At 69.4% G+C, this 18368-nt stretch carries 18 protein-coding genes; 14 read left to right on the top strand and 4 right to left on the bottom strand.

What is annotated here, in order from left to right; genetic code table 11:
- Positions 1-148 precede the first annotated feature (148 nt).
- A complete protein-coding gene (locus AB0D48_RS18575) occupies positions 149-820 on the bottom strand; it encodes a response regulator transcription factor (protein WP_362397428.1) in 672 nt (223 codons plus the stop codon).
- 64 nt (positions 821-884) lie between these two features.
- Positions 885-1769, bottom strand: coding sequence for a RecB family exonuclease (locus AB0D48_RS18570; protein WP_362397425.1), 885 nt, complete (start codon positions 1767-1769; stop codon positions 885-887).
- On the opposite strand from AB0D48_RS18570, the gene AB0D48_RS18565 reads away from it, so the two are divergent.
- The 3 genes from AB0D48_RS18565 (at position 1678) to AB0D48_RS18555 (ending at position 4926) form a co-directional block, all read left to right on the top strand.
- On the top strand, positions 1678-3135 hold the full coding sequence (locus AB0D48_RS18565) for a site-2 protease family protein (RefSeq protein ID WP_362397422.1): 1458 nt from the start codon (positions 1678-1680) through the stop codon (positions 3133-3135). The genes AB0D48_RS18570 and AB0D48_RS18565 overlap by 92 nt on opposite strands.
- A gap of 18 nt (positions 3136-3153) precedes the next feature.
- On the top strand, positions 3154-4050 hold the full coding sequence (locus AB0D48_RS18560) for a tRNA (adenine-N1)-methyltransferase (protein ID WP_362397419.1): 897 nt from the start codon (positions 3154-3156) through the stop codon (positions 4048-4050).
- A 357-nt stretch (positions 4051-4407) separates the two neighbouring features.
- Entirely contained in the window at positions 4408-4926 is a 519-nt protein-coding gene (locus tag AB0D48_RS18555; RefSeq protein WP_362397451.1) for a hypothetical protein, read from the top strand.
- A 4-nt stretch (positions 4927-4930) separates the two neighbouring features.
- Here AB0D48_RS18555 and AB0D48_RS18550 read toward each other — a convergent pair whose 3' ends face one another.
- Entirely contained in the window at positions 4931-5260 is a 330-nt protein-coding gene (locus tag AB0D48_RS18550) for a ferredoxin (RefSeq protein ID WP_362397448.1), read from the bottom strand.
- Between the two features lie 264 nt (positions 5261-5524).
- On the opposite strand from AB0D48_RS18550, the gene arc reads away from it, so the two are divergent.
- From arc to prcA, 6 genes are all read left to right on the top strand, one after another.
- Positions 5525-7291: a proteasome ATPase gene (gene arc, locus AB0D48_RS18545; RefSeq protein WP_362397416.1), complete on the top strand. Its 1767-nt coding sequence runs from the start codon at positions 5525-5527 to the stop codon at positions 7289-7291.
- A 273-nt stretch (positions 7292-7564) separates the two neighbouring features.
- A complete protein-coding gene (gene dop, locus AB0D48_RS18540; RefSeq protein ID WP_362397413.1) occupies positions 7565-9076 on the top strand; it encodes a depupylase/deamidase Dop in 1512 nt (503 codons plus the stop codon).
- Between the two features lie 184 nt (positions 9077-9260).
- The gene (locus AB0D48_RS18535) at positions 9261-9473 is read left to right on the top strand and encodes a ubiquitin-like protein Pup (protein ID WP_030233608.1); all 213 of its coding nucleotides are present in this window, start codon (positions 9261-9263) and stop codon (positions 9471-9473) included.
- 37 nt (positions 9474-9510) lie between these two features.
- Positions 9511-10110: an endonuclease VII domain-containing protein gene (locus tag AB0D48_RS18530; RefSeq protein WP_362397409.1), complete on the top strand. Its 600-nt coding sequence runs from the start codon at positions 9511-9513 to the stop codon at positions 10108-10110.
- Positions 10062-10901, top strand: a complete 840-nt coding sequence (gene prcB / locus AB0D48_RS18525) for a proteasome subunit beta (protein ID WP_362397406.1) — start codon at positions 10062-10064, stop codon at positions 10899-10901. Before AB0D48_RS18530 ends, prcB begins: the two co-directional genes overlap by 49 nt.
- A 46-nt stretch (positions 10902-10947) precedes the next feature.
- On the top strand, positions 10948-11712 hold the full coding sequence (gene prcA, locus AB0D48_RS18520; protein WP_362397403.1) for a proteasome subunit alpha: 765 nt from the start codon (positions 10948-10950) through the stop codon (positions 11710-11712).
- A 62-nt stretch (positions 11713-11774) separates the two neighbouring features.
- Here the strand turns inward: prcA and AB0D48_RS18515 are convergent, their stop codons facing one another.
- Positions 11775-12773: a LacI family DNA-binding transcriptional regulator gene (locus tag AB0D48_RS18515; RefSeq protein ID WP_362397400.1), complete on the bottom strand. Its 999-nt coding sequence runs from the start codon at positions 12771-12773 to the stop codon at positions 11775-11777.
- Between the two features lie 135 nt (positions 12774-12908).
- Here AB0D48_RS18515 and AB0D48_RS18510 point away from each other — a divergent pair, with 135 nt between their 5' ends.
- From AB0D48_RS18510 to AB0D48_RS18490, 5 genes are all read left to right on the top strand, one after another.
- A complete protein-coding gene (locus AB0D48_RS18510) occupies positions 12909-14171 on the top strand; it encodes an MFS transporter (RefSeq protein WP_362397397.1) in 1263 nt (420 codons plus the stop codon).
- A gap of 149 nt (positions 14172-14320) precedes the next feature.
- The gene (gene pafA, locus AB0D48_RS18505; RefSeq protein WP_030655944.1) at positions 14321-15682 is read left to right on the top strand and encodes a Pup--protein ligase; all 1362 of its coding nucleotides are present in this window, start codon (positions 14321-14323) and stop codon (positions 15680-15682) included.
- A 130-nt stretch (positions 15683-15812) separates the two neighbouring features.
- On the top strand, positions 15813-16754 hold the full coding sequence (locus AB0D48_RS18500) for an FKBP-type peptidyl-prolyl cis-trans isomerase (RefSeq protein WP_362397394.1): 942 nt from the start codon (positions 15813-15815) through the stop codon (positions 16752-16754).
- Between the two features lie 28 nt (positions 16755-16782).
- The gene (locus AB0D48_RS18495; protein WP_362397391.1) at positions 16783-17178 is read left to right on the top strand and encodes an FKBP-type peptidyl-prolyl cis-trans isomerase; all 396 of its coding nucleotides are present in this window, start codon (positions 16783-16785) and stop codon (positions 17176-17178) included.
- A 129-nt stretch (positions 17179-17307) separates the two neighbouring features.
- On the top strand, positions 17308-18264 hold the full coding sequence (locus AB0D48_RS18490; protein WP_362397389.1) for a WYL domain-containing protein: 957 nt from the start codon (positions 17308-17310) through the stop codon (positions 18262-18264).
- The last annotated feature ends 104 nt before the right edge of the window (positions 18265-18368 follow it).

Here is an 18368-nt window from a genome sequence, read left to right as displayed (position 1 = left end):
GCGATGGTGGCCGCGAAACTGCTGCTCGACGCTGTCAGCTGAGAGACGTGAGAGGGGTCCGCGAGAACCACGCGGACCCGACCTGCCATGGTCAGGCAACCGCGTCACGCGGTTGCCGGCCCGTCGCCGTACCCACCCGGGGATTCCCTCACTGGGCGCCGGGCCGCACCAGCCCGCTCTCGTACGCGTACACCGCCGCCTGCACCCGGTCACGCAGGCCCAGCTTCGTCAGCACATGCCCCACGTGCGTCTTGACCGTCGTCTCGCTCACGAACAGGTCCGCCGCGATCTCCGCGTTCGACAGACCCCGGGCGACCAGCTTCAACACCTCGACCTCACGCTCCGTCAGCGTCCCCAGCGTGTTCGGCACACCGTCCTCACCCGACGGCAGATGCCCCGCATACTTGTCCAGCAGCCGACGCGTGATGCTCGGCGCGAGCATCGCCTCACCCGCCGCCACCACCCGGATCGCCTGCACCAGCTCATTGGCCGGCGCGTCCTTCAGCAGGAACCCGCTCGCCCCCGCCCGCAGCGCCTCCACCACGTACTCATCCAGATCGAACGTGGTCAGGACGAGCACCTTCGCCGGACCGTCCCGGCCCGGACCGGTGATCTGCCGGGTGGCCTCCACCCCGTCCATCCGCGGCATCCGGATGTCCATCAGCACCACGTCCGGCTGCAGCGCGCGCACCTGGTCCAGCGCCTGCAGGCCGTCCCCGGCCTCCCCGACCACCGCCAGATCCTGCTCCGCCTCCAGGATCATCCGGAAACCGGTGCGCAGCAGCGGCTGGTCGTCGACCAATAGGACGCGGATCGCCACGGGGTCTACCTCGTATTCGTCGGACGGCTTCGGCGGGCCCGCCCATTCTGCCCTGACCCGGCGATCAGGAATCCGCCGGGCCGACCGGCCCGCCCCGCGGCGCCACCGCCAGCGGATACACCGGGGGAGTCCCGCCGAACTCGGGACACACCGCCCGGTGATCGCACCAGCCGCACAGCTTCGTCGGCCGCGGCCGCCACTCGCCCGTCTCCGTCGCCTCCCGGATCGCCTCCCACAGTGCGAGCAGCTTGCGCTCCACCCGCTCCAGATCCGCGATCACCGGGTCGTACGTCAGCACGTCCCCGCTGCCCAGATACACCAGCTGCAGCCGCCGCGGCACCACCTGCTTCAGCCGCCACACCACCAGCGCGTAGAACTTCATCTGGAACAGCGCACCCTCGGCATACTCCGGCCGCGGCGCCTTGCCCGTCTTGTAGTCGACGATCCGCACCTCACCCGTCGGCGCGACATCCACGCGGTCGATGATCCCGCGCAGCCGCAGCCCCGACTCCAGCTCGGTCTCCACGAAGAACTCCCGCTCCACCGGCTCCAGCCGCGTCGGGTCCTCCAAGGTGAACCACCGCTCCACCAGCGCCTCGGCCTCCGTCAGCCACCGCGCCAGCTCCGCCCCCTCGTCACCCGCCGGGAACAGCTCCGTCAGCTCCGGCTTCGCCTCCAGCAGCCGGTCCCACTGCCCCGGGATCAGCGCCTTCGCCCGCGGCGCCGTCCGCTCCTCGGCCGGATGGTCGAAGAGCCGCTCCAGCACCGCATGCACCAGCGTCCCGCGGGTAGCAGCGGCACTGGGCTTCTCCGGCAGCTTGTCGATCACCCGGAACCGGTACAGCAGCGGGCACTGCATGAAATCGCTCGCCCGAGAAGGAGAGAGCGAGGAAGGCGCCACGGCGCTGGGCACCACGTCTGCCGGACCGGTGCCGGGGCTCGTCGTCATGCGTAAAACCCTACGGCCCGCGACCGACAGCACACGCATACCATCGACGCAAAGGCACCTTGCACTGCATGATCGGTACATCACACCCCGCCGCACCATCAACGCGACGCACGCACCACAACCCCCCAGACACCCTCCGGGGGAACCCCCAGAACGAAGGAAAGCCGTGGCAGACACCGACGAAACCGGAGAGCGCGGAGGCCGGCGCTCCGGACCGGGCGGCGGACTCCTCATGGGCCGCCCCTTCGGCGTACCGGTCTACGTCTCGCCCAGCTGGTTCCTCGTCGCCGCCCTCATCACCTGGGTCTTCGGCGACCAGCTCGACCGGATCCTGCCGGACCTCGGACCCGTCCGCTACCTGGTCTCCCTCTTCTTCGCAGTCGCCTTCTACGCCTCCGTCCTGGTCCACGAACTCGCGCACACCGTCGCCGCCCTCCGCTTCAAACTCCCCGTGCGCCGCATCCAGCTCCAGTTCTTCGGCGGCGTCTCCGAGATCGAGAAGGAATCCGAGACCCCCGGCCGCGAATTCGTCCTCGCCTTCGTCGGCCCCCTCCTCTCCCTCCTCCTCGCCGGAGCCTTCTACCTCGGCATGAAGGCCGTCGACCCCGCCACCGTCCCCGGCGTCCTCCTGGCCGGCCTGATGATCTCCAACCTGCTCGTCGCCGCCTTCAACCTGCTCCCCGGCCTCCCCCTCGACGGCGGCCGCATGCTCCGCGCCGTCATCTGGGGCATCACCGGCAAACCCATGACCGGCACCGTCGCCGCCGCCTGGATCGGCCGAGGCCTCGCCATCGCCGTCCTCCTCGGCCTGCCCCTCCTCACCCACACCGGGGCCGTCGGCAACCGCAGTACCGAGATCGGCGGCATGGACACCGTCATGGACGCCCTGCTAGCCGCCATCCTCGCCGCCATCATCTGGACCGGCGCCGGCAACAGCCTGCGCATGGCCCGCCTGCGCGAACACCTCCCCGAACTCCAGGCCCGTACCCTCACCCGGCGCGCCATCCCCGTCGAGAACGCCACGCCCCTCTCGGAAGCCCTGCGGCGCGCCAACGAAGCCGGCGCCCGCGCCCTCGTCGTCGTCGACGGCCACGGAGCCCCCACCGCCATCGTCCGCGAGAGCGCCATCGCCTCCGTCCCCGAACACCGCCGCCCCTGGATCGCCGTCAGCACCCTCGCCCAGGACCTCACCGACGGCATGAAGGTTTCAGCGGAACTCACCGGAGAAGAACTCCTCGACCACCTCCGCGCCACCCCCGCCACCGAGTACCTCGTCCTCGAACCCACCGGCGAGATCTACGGAGTCCTGTCCACCCTCGACGTCGAAAAGGCCTTCGTGAAGGCCATGGCGCGGCCCCAGTCCTGAAGCCAATACACTGGTCACATGTCCGAACCGACCGGTGCCGCCCGCCGACGCGGGCCCTTCGAGGTCGGGGACCAGGTTCAGCTCACCGACCCCAAGGGCCGCCACTACACGTTCACGCTCGAAGCCGGGAAGAATTTCCACACCCACAAGGGTTCCTTCCCGCACGACGAGCTGATCGGTGCTCCCGAGGGCAGTGTTGTCCGCACCACGGGCAACGTCGCGTACCTCGCGCTGCGCCCCCTGCTCCCCGACTATGTCCTGTCCATGCCCCGCGGTGCCGCCGTGGTCTACCCCAAGGACGCGGGCCAGATCCTGGCCTTCGCCGACATCTTCCCCGGCGCCCGCGTCGTCGAGGCAGGCGTCGGATCCGGCTCCCTGAGCAGCTTCCTGCTGCGCGCCATCGGCGACCAGGGCATGCTCCACAGCTACGAGCGCCGCGCGGACTTCGCCGAGATCGCCACCGCCAACGTCGAGCGCTACTTCGGCGGCCCGCACCCCGCGTGGCAGCTGACCGTCGGCGACCTCCAGGACAACCTGTCCGACAGCGACGTCGACCGCGTGATCCTCGACATGCTCGCCCCCTGGGAGTGCCTGGAGGCCGTCTCCAAGGCCCTGGTCCCCGGCGGCATCCTCTGCTGCTACGTGGCCACCACCACCCAGCTCGCCCGGACCGTCGAATCCATCCGCGAGTTCGGCTGCTACGCCGAACCGCAGCCCTGGGAATCGATGATCCGCAACTGGCACGTCGAGGGCCTGGCCGTCCGCCCGGACCACCGGATGATCGGCCACACCGGCTTCCTCGTCACCGCCCGCCGCCTCGCGGACGGCGTCGAGCCCCCGCTGCGCCGCCGCCGCCCCTCCAAGGGCGCCTACGGCGAGGACTACGACGGCCCCGGCAGCGACCGCTCCGCGTAGCCGTCCGCCGGACCCACCAACACGAAGGCGCCGTGGCGCAGTTCCCCGGACGAACCGGGAACTGCGCCACGGCGCCTTTTCGTTGTCGGGGTATCAGCCCGCCCCGGCCGTCGGCCCGGGCGCCGAGCCCGGATGCCGATCCCGCTGCGGACCCGGGTATCGGCTCCCGCCGGTCCGGCCGCCGCGGACCCAGTCGTTCCACCTCGGTGTGAGGTATGGCACGATGCTGGCTCCCCGTCACCCTTCGCACAGGAGACACCCCGCGTGCTGCACAGCCCCGCCGAGCTCGCGCCGACCCTGGAACCCCTGGCGCACAGCCACGCCAGGCCCCTCCACTGGCTCGCCACGGCCACCGCCATGGCCGCCGTCATAGCCACCGCGGGACTCGTCCAGCCGGCCACCGGCACCCCTGTGGCCACCGGCACCCCCGCGGCCACCTCCGGCGCCGCGAACGGCCCGCAGGCCGCCGCCCCCGACGCGTCGGCGGTCACCTACCCCCTCGACTGCAAGGGCGCCCCGCAGACCGTCACCGCCACCGCCCAGGGAGACCTCGACGGCGACGGCCGCCCCGAGACCGTGGCCGCCGTCCGCTGCGACGCCGGCTCCGGCACCCCGCCCCACGCGCTCTACGTACTCACCCGGGACCGGGCCGACGGCGCCCGCCCCCGCGTCGTCGCCACCCTCCTCGACACCCCGCAGCGACAGACCGCCACCGATCTCACCGTGCGCGACGGAGTCGTCACCGCCACGCTCCTCGGCTACTCCTCACCGGAAATCCCGCGCTACAGCCCGGACGTGAAGAAGCTCGCCAAGTGGCGCTGGAGCGGCGGAAAATTCCGCCAGGAGCTGACGGACTCGACCGCCAGGAGTGTTTGAAGCGTCACTCGGCGTCTGGACCGAAGACTTCCACCCTGTCCGAAACGCGCCTTACGTGGATGCAGTCACCCGGACATTCCTTCGCCGAGTCCACCACGTCCTGGAGCAGCGTCAGCGGAACCGGAGTGGTCGCCCCCGCCGCCTGCAGCAGCTCGTCGTCGGCGCTCTTCACATACGCCAGACCATCGATGTCCAGCTCGAACACCTCCGGCGCGTACTGCGCGCAGATCCCGTCCCCGGTGCAGAGGTCCTGGTCGATCCAGACCTCAAGCGGCTCGCCGGCCCCGCCGACACCGTCAGTCCGGTCGGCGGTTGCCTCCTGCTGCACGCTCATATCTCCTGCCGTTCCCTGCGCTGAGTGATCCATCCCGGCCACTTCTCGCAGCAAGTCGCGCGAGCTCTGACGGGTGTTGAACACTTCGACCTTACAACCGGCCGCTTTCAGATGTTGATGGGTGGGTATTTCCTTGGCGTGAGGGAGTACGCAAGGGTGAAGATCGGACACACCTCTACCGTCTTTGTGATCTAGGGGTTTCAATCACCACCAGCCCAGGTAGGGTCAGGAAGCGTCCAGCTCCCCTTGGAGGAGGTGAGGACCGTGGCAGCCCACGACGACGACATCAACCGCGGCATCCGGCCCGGGCGAGGGTCTGAGGACCCCGCCGGCCAGGTTGCCTATCTCGAGCAGGAAATCGCCGTCCTGCGACGTAAGCTCGCCGACTCTCCGCGACACACGAGGATTCTCGAAGAGCGGATCGTCGAGCTGCAGACAAATCTTGCCGGCGTCTCCGCACAGAACGAACGACTCGCGAATACCCTCCGTGAGGCCCGCGACCAGATCGTCGCCCTCAAGGAAGAAGTCGACCGGCTCGCACAGCCGCCGGCCGGATTCGGTGTCTTCCTGCAGTCCAATGAGGACGGCACCGTCGACATCTTCACCGGCGGCCGAAAGCTCCGCGTGAACGTCAGCCCCAGCGTCGAGCCGGAAGACCTCCGGCGCGGCCAGGAGGTCATGCTCAACGAGGCCCTCAACGTGGTCGAGGCCATGGAATTCGAGCGGGCCGGGGACATCGTCACCCTCAAGGAGATCCTCGAGGACGGCGAGCGCGCCCTGGTGGTCGGGCACACCGACGAGGAGAGGGTGGTGAGGCTCGCCGAGCCGCTCCTGGACATCACCATCCGCCCCGGCGACGCCCTCCTGCTCGAACCCCGCTCCGGCTACGTCTACGAGGTCGTCCCCAAGAGCGAGGTCGAGGAACTCGTCCTCGAAGAGGTCCCGGACATCGACTACGACAAGATCGGCGGCCTGGGCGACCAGATCGAGCTGATCCGCGACGCGGTCGAGCTCCCCTACCTCTACCCGGACCTGTTCAAGGAGCACGAACTGCGCCCGCCGAAGGGCATCCTGCTCTACGGTCCCCCCGGCTGCGGCAAGACGCTCATCGCCAAGGCCGTCGCCAACTCCCTTGCCAAGAAGGTCGCCGAGGTCACCGGCCAGCCCGCCGGAAAGTCCTACTTCCTGAACATCAAGGGCCCCGAACTCCTCAACAAGTACGTCGGCGAGACCGAGCGGCACATCCGCCTCGTGTTCCAGCGTGCCCGCGAGAAGGCCAGCGAGGGCACCCCCGTCATCGTCTTCTTCGACGAGATGGAGTCCCTCTTCCGCACCCGCGGATCCGGCGTCAGCTCGGACGTGGAGAACACCATCGTCCCGCAGCTGCTCGCCGAGATCGACGGCGTGGAAGGCCTGGAGAACGTCATCGTCATCGGCGCCTCCAACCGCGAGGACATGATCGACCCGGCCATCCTGCGCCCCGGCCGGCTCGACGTGAAGATCAAGATCGAGCGCCCGGACGCCGAGGCCGCGAAGGACATCTTCGCGAAGTACCTCAAGGCCTCGCTGCCCCTGCACACGGACGACCTGTCCGAGCACCAGGAATCGCGGCCCGGCACTGTCCACAGCATGATCCAGACCGTCGTCGAGCAGATGTACGCCGAAACCGAGGAGAACCGCTTCCTCGAGGTGACGTACGCCAACGGCGACAAGGAAGTCCTCTACTTCAAGGACTTCAACTCGGGCGCCATGATCCAGAACATCGTGGACCGTGCGAAGAAGATGGCCATCAAGGACTTCCTCGAGCACAACCAGAAGGGTCTGCGCGTCTCCCACCTCCTCCAGGCCTGCGTGGACGAGTTCAAGGAGAACGAGGACCTGCCCAACACCACCAACCCGGACGACTGGGCCCGGATCTCCGGAAAGAAGGGCGAGCGGATCGTATTCATCCGCACCCTCGTCACCGGAAAGCAGGGCGCCGACACCGGACGCTCCATCGACACGGTGGCGAACACCGGTCAGTACCTCTGACGAAGCGGAGCGGCTGCGGATGCCCTCCCCGGGCATCCGCAGCCGACTGCTTTACCGGAATCCCGACCTCCGTCACCGACTGCTTTTCAGCCGGTGACGGGGCGGATTCAATGACGGAAATGATCTCCCCACGAGCGCGCAGTGGTTCTAGGCTCTTCCGTACCGCCGGTCGCGCAGTGCGGGGACGGACACCGCACAGGCACACGCACCGGAGCACCAGCGGTACTTGAGCGCCGCTCCCGAAGGGGAGCGCCGCCGGGCAAGGAGGGCCGCATGACCGTACGGCGAGTAATGGGGATCGAGACGGAGTACGGGATCTCCGTCCCGGGGCACCCGAACGCCAATGCCATGCTCACCTCGTCCCAGATCGTCAACGCCTACGCGGCGGCGATGCACCGGGCGCGCCGCGCCCGCTGGGACTTCGAGGAGGAGAATCCGCTGCGGGACGCCCGCGGCTTCGACCTCGCCCGCGAGGCCGCCGACAGCAGCCAGCTGACCGACGAGGACATCGGCCTCGCCAACGTCATCCTCACGAACGGCGCACGGCTCTACGTCGACCACGCGCACCCCGAATACAGCTCGCCGGAGATCACCAATCCGCTCGACGCCGTGCTCTGGGACAAGGCCGGCGAGCGGATCATGGCCGAGGCGGCCGTCCGGGCGGCCCAGCTGCCCGGCGCCCAGCCGATCCACCTCTACAAGAACAACACCGACAACAAGGGCGCCTCCTACGGCACGCACGAGAACTACCTGATGAAGCGGGAGACCCCCTTCTCGGAGATCGTGCGCCACCTGACCCCCTTCTTCGTCTCGCGCCAGGTCGTCACCGGCGCGGGCCGCGTGGGCATCGGCCAGGACGGCCGCGAGCACGGCTTCCAGATCAGTCAGCGGGCCGACTACTTCGAGGTCGAGGTCGGCCTGGAGACCACCCTGAAGCGGCCCATCATCAACACCCGCGACGAACCCCACTCGGACGCCGAGAAGTACCGCCGCCTGCACGTGATCATCGGCGACGCGAACCTGTCCGAGATCTCCACGTACCTCAAGCTCGGCACGACCGCGCTGGTCCTGTCCATGATCGAGGACGGGTTCATCAACGTCGACCTGGCCGTCGACCAGCCGGTGCGCACCCTGCACCAGGTCTCCCACGACCCGGACCTGCAGCACCTGATCACGCTGCGCAGCGGCCGGACACTGACCGCCGTACAACTCCAGATGGAGTACTTCGAGCTGGCCAGGAAATACGTGGACGAGCGTTTCGGGACCGACGCGGACGAGCAGACCAAGGACGTGCTGGCCCGCTGGGAGGACGTGCTGGGCCGGCTGGAGACCGACCCGATGAGCCTGTCGGGGGAGCTGGACTGGATCGCCAAGCGCGAGATCCTGGAGGGCTACCGGCGCCGGGACGCGCTGGGCTGGGACGCGGCGCGGCTGCACCTGGTGGACCTCCAGTACTCGGACGTGCGGCCGGAGAAGGGCCTGTACAACCGCCTGGCGGCCCGCGGCAAGATGCAGAGGCTGGTGGAGGAGCCGGCGGTGGAGCGGGCGGCGAGCAAGCCGCCGGAGGACACCCGGGCGTACTTCCGCGGGCGCTGCCTGGAGCAGTACGCGGACGACGTGGCCGCGGCGTCCTGGGACTCGGTGATCTTCGACCTGCCGGGCCACGACTCGCTCCAGCGGGTCCCGACGCTGGAGCCGCTGCGGGGCACGCGGGCGCACGTGAAGGAGCTCCTGGACCGCTGCCGCACGGCGGAGGACCTGGTGCGGGTGCTTTCGGGCCGGTGAGCGGGGCTTCCGGGGCCTGAAATGGCCCCGGTCCGGGAATCATGGGAAAGACCGGACGTTATGAAAGTGCCGGGACGAATGTCGGACCCTCCTAGTAGGGTCCGACGTAGGGTCTGATCTTGAGGGATCCCGAATCCCGGGGTCCCTCGACGTGAGCGTGCGAACCGAGCGGGGTGAGGTAGACATGGCGACCAAGGACACCGGCGGCGGACAGCAGAAGGCGACGCGCTCGACCGAGGAGGTCGAGGAGGCGGCGGTCGAGGAATCGACCGACCTCAAGGAGCGGCAGGAAAAGCTCTCCGACGACGTCGACTCCGTACTTGACGAGATTGACGATGTACTCGAGGAAAATGCCGAGGACTTCGTTCGGAGTTTCGTACAAAAAGGCGGCGAATAGCCTTCGAATCTAAGGTGAACTCGCCAGCATTGGCTCTATGTCCAATGGAACGAAGTGGTGCCGCGGCTGTGGCCGGGACATGCCGCTGAGCGGATTCGCCTCAGATCGGAATCGTGGGGACGGCCTGCAGCCGAGGTGTCGGGAGTGCGTGGCGGCTTACAGCGCCCAGCACTACCGGCGCCGCCAGGCCGCCCGAGGCAAGGTCGTCAACGAGAAGGTGGATGTACCGTCCGGCCACAAGCTGTGTCGTCAGTGCGGTGAGGTCAAGCCCCACAGCGGGTGGCACAAGAACGCGACAGCATCTGACGGGCTGTCCACTCGATGCAAGGCCTGCCGGGCGATCCAAGGCAGGGCGGGCCACTTGAAGCGCTGGTACGGCATCACCGAGGCTCAGCGCGACGAGATGATCGACGCTCAAGGCGGTGTCTGCGTGATCTGTCGTCAGGCTCCGGCCGAGCACGTTGATCACGATCATCAGACGGGTAAGGTCCGAGGCGTACTGTGCTTCAGCTGTAACGCAGCACTGGGGCAGTTCAAGGATCGGCCGGACGTCATACGGCGTGCAGCCGCTTATGTGGAAGGAAACCTGTGGAACCCAACACTCGTAGCACAGGGCGTCTACCGGCAGCCTTCCTGACGCCGGGGTCGTCGTCCTTCATGGACTTCCTGGGCGCGCACTCGCCCGAGATGCTGCCCGGCAACCGCAAGCTGCCGGAGGGGGTCGTCGAGGCGCCGCACGGGACGACCATCGTCGCCGCCACCTTCCCCGGCGGGGTCGTGCTCGCCGGTGACCGGCGGGCAACCATGGGGAACATGATCGCGCAGCGGGACATCGAGAAGGTGTTCCCTGCCGACGAGTACTCCGCCGTCGGCATTGCCGGTACGGCCGGCCTGGCCGTGGAGATGGTCAAGCTGTTCCAGCTGGAGCTGGAGCACTTCGAGAAGGTGGAGGGGACGACCCTTTCGCTCGAAGGCAAGGCCAACCGGCTCTCCACCATGATCCGTAGCAACCTCGGCATGGCGATGCAGGGGCTGGCCGTCGTGCCGCTCTTCGCGGGGTACGACGAGGCCAAGGAAAAGGGCCGGATCTTCTCCTACGACGTGACCGGCGGCCGCTCCGAGGAGCACGGCTTCGCCGCCACCGGATCGGGCTCGATCTTCGCCAGGGGATCGATGAAGAAGCTCTTCCGCCCCGATCTGACGGAGGAGCAGGCCACCACGCTGGTCGTGCAGGCGCTCTACGACGCCGCCGACGACGACTCGGCGACCGGTGGACCGGACTTGTACCGCCACATCTATCCGATCGTCACCGTCATCACGGACGAGGGATTCCGCAGGCTGACGGACGCAGAGTCGCAGGAACTCGCCCGTACGGTCACCAATCGTCGGCTGGAGCAGCCCGACGGCCCGCGCGCCGCCCTGCTCTGACCATCCGTCGCCCCTCAGGAGCCCAGAAGAAAGGGACGGACAGCCGGTGTCGACTCCGTTCTATGTGTCACCCCAGCAGGCCATGGCCGACCGGGCGGAATACGCCCGGAAGGGCATCGCCCGCGGTCGCAGCCTTGTCGTGCTGCAGTACGCCGACGGCATCGTGTTCGTCGGTGAGAACCCGTCCCGCGCGCTGCACAAGTTCAGCGAGATCTACGACCGGATCGGCTTCGCGGCCGCCGGCAAGTACAACGAGTACGAGAACCTGCGGATCGGTGGTGTGCGCTACGCGGATCTGCGCGGGTACACCTACGACCGCGACGACGTGACGGCCCGCGGGCTGGCGAACGTGTACGCGCAGACGCTCGGCACGATCTTCTCCAGTGCCGGTGAGAAGCCGTACGAGGTGGAGCTGGTCGTCGCCGAGGTCGGTGCGACGGCCGCCGGGGACCAGATCTACCGGCTTCCGCACGACGGGTCGATCGTGGACGAGCACGGCTCGGTCGCGGTCGGCGGCAACGCGGAGCAGATCAGCACGTTCCTGGACCAGCGGCACCAGGACGGGATGACCTTGTCGGAGGCGCTGAAGCTGGCGGTGCAGGCGCTGTCCAGCCAGGCGAACGGCGCCGACAAGACGATTCCGGCGGAGCGGCTGGAGGTGGCGGTGCTGGACCGGACGCGGGCCCAGCAGCGGAAGTTCAAGCGGATCCGGGGCCGGCAGCTGGCACGGTTGCTGGAGGCGGACGTTCCGGCGGCCGCGCAGGCGGACGCCGTGTCGAACGACGAGGCTCCGGAGGACGACGCGGAGTAGTACCGCCGGTTCGTGTGAGGCCCCGGTTCGCCCTTTGCGGGCGGGCCGGGGCCTCGTCGTGTTCAGTGGCCGGGGGCGGGGCCCGAGGAGTCGCGGACGACGAGTTCGACGGGGATGTCGGGGGCGGTCCAGGGGGTGCCGTCGAGGACGGCGAGGAGGGCGGTCATGCCCTGTTCGCCGACGCGTTCGGCGGGGAGGCGGACGGTGGTGAGCTCGGGTTCGACGGCGGTGGCCAGGGCGAGGTCGTCGAAGCCGGTGACGGAGAGGTCGTGGGGAACGCGCAGGCCGAGGCGGCGTGCGGCCTTGCAGGCGCCGGCGGCGAGGATGTCGTCGTCGCAGATGACGGCGGTGGGCCGGGTTCCGGGTGCCGCCAGGGCGGTCTCCATGGCCGTACGGGCGCCGTCCACGCTGAGGGCGGCCCGTACGGTGCGCAGCTCGGTGCCGGGCCCCAGGAGCGCTGCCAGGGCCTCGGCGCGGACCTCGAAGGTCCAGGTGTCGACGGCGGAGGCGAGGTGCAGGAAGCGGCGGTGGCCGAGGGCGAGGAGGTGCTCGGTGACCTGGCGCATGCCGTCGGCCATGGCGAGGTTGACGTGGGCGGCGGCGCTGCCGGCGGTGGGGTCGCTGTCGAGCATCACGAGGGGGAGACCGTCGCCGCCGAGGGCGTCGAGGGCGCCGGCTGCCATGGAAGAGGCGATGACCCCGTCGAGGGCGGCGCGGGCGGAGGCGAAGGGGTCGCGGGCGGGGCCGGTGCCGTCGGGGGAGGGGTAGAGGACGACGCCGAAGCCGTGTTCGGAGGCGACGTGGGCGGCGCCGGTGTAGACGCGGGCGAAGAACTCGTTGGTGAGGGCGGGGACGACGAGGAGGGCGGTGCGGGTGGAGCCTAGGCGGAGGTTGCGGGCCGCGAGGTTGGGGCGGTAGCCGAGGCGGCCGGCGGTTTCGCGGACGTGGGTGGCGGTGCGTTCGGAGACGCGGCCGCGCCATTTGTCGCCCAGGACGAGGGAGACGGTGGCCTGGGAGACCCCGGCGGCGCTGGCCACGTCGCGGCTGGTGGGTCTCGTCACAGGGGGCTCCTGAAGTGCGAGGTCGGCGGGGTCGGGGCGGTCCGCGGGGTGGACCGGTGAACTGTCGCCATGGTACGTATGACGGGTCACGTTATACGTATTACCCCGGATGGATCCGGGCAGAAGGGGGCCGACATGGCCGCGGGATACGCGGAGCTGCTCAGGACCCGGCACGCCGCGAGGCTGCTGGTGGGCACGCTCATAGGCCGGCTGCCCAACGCCACGGCGCCGATCGCGATCGTGCTGTTCACGCGGGCCCAGGGCGGCAGCTACAGCCTCGCGGGCGCGCTGGCCGCCGCGTACGGGCTGGCGAACGCGGTGGGCCAGCCGCTGCTCGGCCGGGCGGTGGACCTGTACGGGCAGCCCCGGGTCCAGTTGCCGGCCGCCGTGGTCTCCGCGCTGGGCATGGTGTGGCTGGCCGTGTCCGGCACCGGGTCCGCGCCGGCCGCGTACGCCGCGGTGGTCGTCGCGGGGCTCTTCACGCCGCCGCTGGAGGGCGGGCTGCGTGCCCTGTGGCCGGGCGTGCTGGGCGGCAAGGAGGAGCGGGTGCACGCCGCGTACGCGATGGACGCGGTGGCCCAGGAGGTCATGTTCACGGTCGGTCCGCTGCTGGTGACGCTGTTCGTGGCGCTGTGGTCGCCGGCCGGGGCGATGCTGGCCCTCAATGCGATCGGTGTGCTGGGCGCGTTGTCCGTGGTGGCCAGTGAGCCGTCCCGGCGGTGGCGTTCGGCGCCGCGTGAGGCGCACTGGCTGGGTGCCTTGCGGTCGCGGGGTCTGCTGGCGCTGCTCGGTGCGTTCTTCTTCGTGGGGACGGCGCTGGGTTCGATCACGGTGGCGGGCGTCGCGTACGCGGACGATCACGGGAACCAGGCCGTCTACGGCTGGCTGATGGCGGCGCTGGGCCTGGGCGCGCTGATCGGCGGGGTGTTCTACGGGGCCCGCCAGTGGGCCGGTGCGCCGGAGCGGCGGCTGCGGATGCTGGTGGCGCTGCTGGCGGTCTGCTACCTGCCGTTGATGCTGACGCCCGGGCCCGTGGCCATGACGGCGCTCGCGGCACTGTCGGGCGTGTTCCTGGCGCCCGCGCTCGCGTGCGCCTTCATCGTCGTGGACCGGCACGCTCCGGCGGGCACGGTGACGGAGGCGTTCTCCTGGCTGGTGACGTTCTTCGGCGTGGGGGCGGCGATCGGTACGGCGGTGGCGGGGCCGGCCGTGGAGCTGGGCGGTACGGCGGCGAGCTTCGGCGTGGCGAGTGCGGCCGGTGGCGCGGCGCTGCTGGTGCTGACGGTCACTCAGCGGGTGCTGGCAACTGCGGGCCACGGCCGTGCGGTGGCGCACTCGGCTGAGGGGCCGTCGGACGAGGCGTACGAGGCCTCGTACGGGGTCCGGTCCGAGGGCTGATCGCGAGCGCTCGGCGGGCCGGTCGTGGTCCGGTCGCCGGGCTGATCGGTGAGTTCGCGGACCCGCTGTCGCACCGGCGATCGGAAACTGATCGAAACGGCGCTCTCGAACCCGGTTTCAGAAGAGGGCAGAAGGCGTAATGTTCAGTCATGGACCGCCGCATTTTCGGGCTGGAGAACGAGTACGGCGTCACGTGCACGTTCAGGGGACAGCGCCGACTGTCACCTGACGAAGTGGCGCGCTACCTCTTCCGCCGTGTTGTGTCATGGGGCCGCAGCAGCAATGTCTTCCTGCGGAACGGCGCCCGCCTGTACCTCGACGTGGGTTCGCATCCGGAATATGCAACTCCCGAATGCGACAACGTGACCGAGCTGGTCACGCACGACAAGGCAGGCGAGCGCATTCTCGAAGGACTGCTCGTCGACGCCGAACGCCGCCTGCACGAGGAGGGAATCGCGGGCGACGTCTATCTCTTCAAGAACAACACCGACTCGGCGGGCAACTCGTACGGCTGCCACGAGAACTACCTGGTGGCCCGGCACGGGGAATTCTCCCGCCTGGCGGACATTCTCATTCCCTTCCTCGTCACGCGGCAGCTGATCTGCGGTGCGGGCAAGGTGCTCCAGACCCCCCGGGGCGCGGTCTACTGCGTCAGCCAGCGGGCCGAGCACATCTGGGAGGGCGTCAGCTCCGCGACGACCCGCTCGCGGCCGATCATCAACACGCGGGACGAGCCGCACGCGGACGCCGAGCGCTACCGCCGGCTGCACGTGATCGTCGGCGACTCGAACATGTCCGAGACGACCATGCTGCTCAAGGTCGGGGCCACCGACCTGGTGCTGCGCATGATCGAGGCGGGCACGGTGATGCGGGACCTGACCCTGGAGAACCCGATCCGGGCGATCCGCGAGGTCAGCCACGACATCACGGGACAGCGCAAGGTGCGCCTGGCCAGCGGCCGGGAGGCCTCGGCGCTGGAGATCCAGCGGGAGTACTACGACAAGGCGGTGGACTTCGCCGAGCGCCGGGGCATCCGCACCGGTGTGGTGGACCAGGTGCTGGAGCTGTGGGGCCGCACCCTCGACGCGATCGAGGCCGAGGACCTGGACCGGATCGGGACCGAGATCGACTGGGTCATGAAGTACCAGCTGATCGAGCGTTACCGGGGCAAGCACAACATGACCATGTCGAACCCGCGGGTGGCTCAGATAGACCTCGCCTACCACGACATCCACCGTCGGCGCGGGCTGTACTACCTGCTGGAGCGCAAGGGGCAGGCGGCGCGGATCTGCAACGACCTCAAGATCTTCGAGGGCAAGTCGGTGCCCCCGCAGACGACGAGGGCGCGGCTGCGCGGCGACTTCATCCGGCGGGCTCAGGAGCAGCGGCGGGACTTCACGGTGGACTGGGTGCACCTGAAGCTGAACGACCAGGCGCAGCGGACCGTGCTGTGCAAGGACCCGTTCCGGTCGGTCGACGACCGGGTGGAGAAGCTGATCGCCGGGATGTGACCCGGTACGCAAGTGGGCGGTGTGACATCGCGCTGTTCTTGGCCAGGGCCCCGTACGGATCTCGTACGGGGCCCTGCTCACGGCTTAGAGTGGCGGGCGACCGCCTTGCCGTCTGAGATCTGAGGAACACGTGCGCCGACTTGCCGGCCTGCTTGTCGTACCCCTTCTGCTGCTGTCGACAGCGGCCTGTGGCGACGACAGCGGCTCCGACTCCGCCCAGATGAAGAACGGGGTGCCCGCGATCACCAAGGGCGCCAAGTTCGGGGAGACGCCGAACCTGTCGAAGGGGAAGGGCGAACCGCCGAAGGAACTGAAGGTGACGACCATCAGCGAGGGCTCCGGCCCGGCGCTGAAGAAGGGCGACATCGCCCAGGTCAACTACCTCGGCCAGGTGTGGGACGGAAAGGAGCCGTTCGACGCCAGCTTCGGCAAGGGCAAGCCGTTCGACGTCACCATCGGCGCGGGCATGGTCATCAAGGGCTGGGACCAGGGCCTGGAGGGCCAGAAGGTCGGCAGCCGCGTCGAGCTCGTGATCCCGCCGGCCCTGGGCTACGGCGAGCAGGGCTCGGGCGACAAGATCAAGCCGAACGCGACGCTGGTCTTCGTCGTGGACATCGTCAAGGGCACCTCCGTCCCGGTCTCGGCCACGGGCAAGGAGATCGCCCAGGACAACAAGGACCTGCCCAAGGTCGGCACGAACACGGACGGCAAGGAAGTGTCCGTGACCGTCCCGAAGGACACCGCCGAGCCGGCCAAGCTGGTCTCGAACTACATCCTCGAGTCCGACGGCGCCGTGGTGAAGGACACCGACAGCGTCGTGGTCAAGTTCAACGGCAAGACGTGGAAGGACGACAAGACCTTCGAGAGCACCTACACCACCGACACGACCGTCACGTGGCCGATGGAGCAGCTCTCGGTCAAGGGTCTGAAGGAAGGCCTGCTCGGCAAGAAGGTCGGCAGCCGCGTCCTGCTGGTCATCCCGCCGGACATGGCCTTCGGCGACAAGGAGCAGGGGTCGATTCCGGCGAAGTCGACGCTGGTGTTCAGCCTCGACATCCTCGCGGTGATGTAAGACTGTTCCGGTTGACCAGTTCGTACCTATGAGGAGCAGTTCCGTGAGCAACGAGCTCAGCAAGCCCGAGATCGACTTCCCCGAGGGCGAGGCCCCCAAGGACCTCGTCAAGGAGGACATCTGGGTGGGCGACGGCGCCGAGGCCAAGGCCGGCGACCGGGTCTCCGTCCACTACGTGGGCGTGGCCTTCTCCACCGGCGAGGAGTTCGACGCCTCCTGGAACCGTGGCTCCGCGCTCCAGTTCCAGCTCGGTGTCGGCCAGGTCATCGCGGGCTGGGACCAGGGTGTCCAGGGCATGAAGGTCGGCGGCCGCCGCAAGCTCGTGATCCCCGCGCACCTCGCCTACGGCGACCGCGGCGCGGGCGGCGCGATCGCCCCGGGCGAGACGCTGATCTTCGTCTGCGACCTGGTGAAGGTCGGCTGATCCGGACTTCCGCGATCGGTTGAGGGGCCCCCGCCGTCCGGCGGGGGCCCCTCGCTTTTGTCCGGGCGCGCCGGGGCGGTACGGTCAACGGTCACGAGTGTGTGTGTCGAGAGCGGGGGAACGGCGTCGATGGCGATTGCCAAGGCCGAGCGGCTGATGAATCTGGCGCTGTGTCTGCTGGGGACCCGCCGGCCGCTCAGCAAGCGCGAGTTGCGCGGTTCCATCGAGGCCTACCTGGAAGCCGGCAACGACGAGTCCTTCAACCGCATGTTCGAGCGGGACAAGGACGATCTGCGTGAACTCGGCCTGGTCATCGAGACGGTGGAGAACCTGGAGGGCGAGACCGGCTACTTGGCCCGCCGCGACAGCAACCGGCTGCCGCCCGTCTCCCTGGACGCCGAGGAGGCTGCGGCCCTGGGCCTCGCGGCCAAGGTCTGGCAGCAGGCCCGTCTCGCGGGCGCGGCCAGCGGCGCCCTGCAGAAGCTGCGCGCCGGCGGGATGCCGGAGGCGGGGGACCCGTACGAGGGCCAGCACAGTGCCATCGAGCCGCGCATCCCCGTCCACGAGGCGGCCTTCGAGCCGCTGATGCTGGCCTGCCGGGACCGCCGGCCGGTGGTCTTCGACTACCGCAAGTCCACCGCGGCCCGGCCCGAGACCCGCCAGGTGGAGCCGTGGGCCCTGGAGTGCTGGCGCGGCCACTGGTACCTGGCCGGCTTCGACCGCGACCGCGGGGCGGAGCGGGTGTTCCGGCTCTCCCGGATCACCGGCAAGGTCCGTTCACGCGCCGGGAAGTACACCGCCGGGGTACCGGACGTGGTGACCGTACGGGAGACGGTGGCGAGCTGGGCCGGGGAGAGCGCGGACCGCTCCGCGCGCATCCGGCTTCGCGCCGGGGCGGGCTACCCGCTGCGGGCCAAGGCCACCGCCGTGCGCGAGGGCGGCGACGGCTGGGACGAGCTGGAGATCCCGTACGGGCACGGGCTGGACGCCTGGCTGGTGGAGTTCGGCCCGGACGTCGTCGTGCTGGAGCCGGAGGACCTGCGGGCGGACGTGGTGGACCGGCTGCGCGCCGTCGCCAAGGGCTGACCGGAACATCAGCACCCGGACCGTAAGCACCCGGACCGTCAGCGCCCGGACGCCACCAGCCCGGACTGCACCCGCCCGGAAGACCAGCGGCCCGCAACATCAGT

This window comes from Streptomyces sp. NPDC048269 (genome assembly GCF_040652395.1).
Classification (GTDB): domain Bacteria; phylum Actinomycetota; class Actinomycetes; order Streptomycetales; family Streptomycetaceae; genus Streptomyces.
Note: the sequence above shows the minus strand (reverse complement) of the source record. Positions and strands in the feature narration are given on the sequence as shown.

Bases quoted from the DNA above. Each gene is read 5' to 3' on its own strand.
- AB0D48_RS18565 (WP_362397422.1), top strand. From the start codon at position 1,678: ATGAAATCGCTCGCCCGAGAAGGAGAGAGCGAGGAAGGCGCCACGGCG.
- AB0D48_RS18570 (WP_362397425.1), bottom strand. From the start codon at position 1,769: ATGACGACGAGCCCCGGCACCGGTCCGGCAGACGTGGTGCCCAGCGCC.
- AB0D48_RS18560 (WP_362397419.1), top strand. From the start codon at position 3,154: ATGTCCGAACCGACCGGTGCCGCCCGCCGACGCGGGCCCTTCGAGGTC.
- AB0D48_RS18555 (WP_362397451.1), top strand. From the start codon at position 4,408: ATGGCCGCCGTCATAGCCACCGCGGGACTCGTCCAGCCGGCCACCGGC.
- AB0D48_RS18550 (WP_362397448.1), bottom strand. From the start codon at position 5,260: ATGAGCGTGCAGCAGGAGGCAACCGCCGACCGGACTGACGGTGTCGGC.
- dop (WP_362397413.1), top strand. From the start codon at position 7,565: ATGACCGTACGGCGAGTAATGGGGATCGAGACGGAGTACGGGATCTCC.
- AB0D48_RS18535 (WP_030233608.1), top strand. From the start codon at position 9,261: ATGGCGACCAAGGACACCGGCGGCGGACAGCAGAAGGCGACGCGCTCG.
- AB0D48_RS18530 (WP_362397409.1), top strand. From the start codon at position 9,511: ATGTCCAATGGAACGAAGTGGTGCCGCGGCTGTGGCCGGGACATGCCG.
- AB0D48_RS18510 (WP_362397397.1), top strand. From the start codon at position 12,909: ATGGCCGCGGGATACGCGGAGCTGCTCAGGACCCGGCACGCCGCGAGG.
- pafA (WP_030655944.1), top strand. From the start codon at position 14,321: ATGGACCGCCGCATTTTCGGGCTGGAGAACGAGTACGGCGTCACGTGC.
- AB0D48_RS18495 (WP_362397391.1), top strand. From the start codon at position 16,783: ATGAGGAGCAGTTCCGTGAGCAACGAGCTCAGCAAGCCCGAGATCGAC.
- AB0D48_RS18490 (WP_362397389.1), top strand. From the start codon at position 17,308: ATGGCGATTGCCAAGGCCGAGCGGCTGATGAATCTGGCGCTGTGTCTG.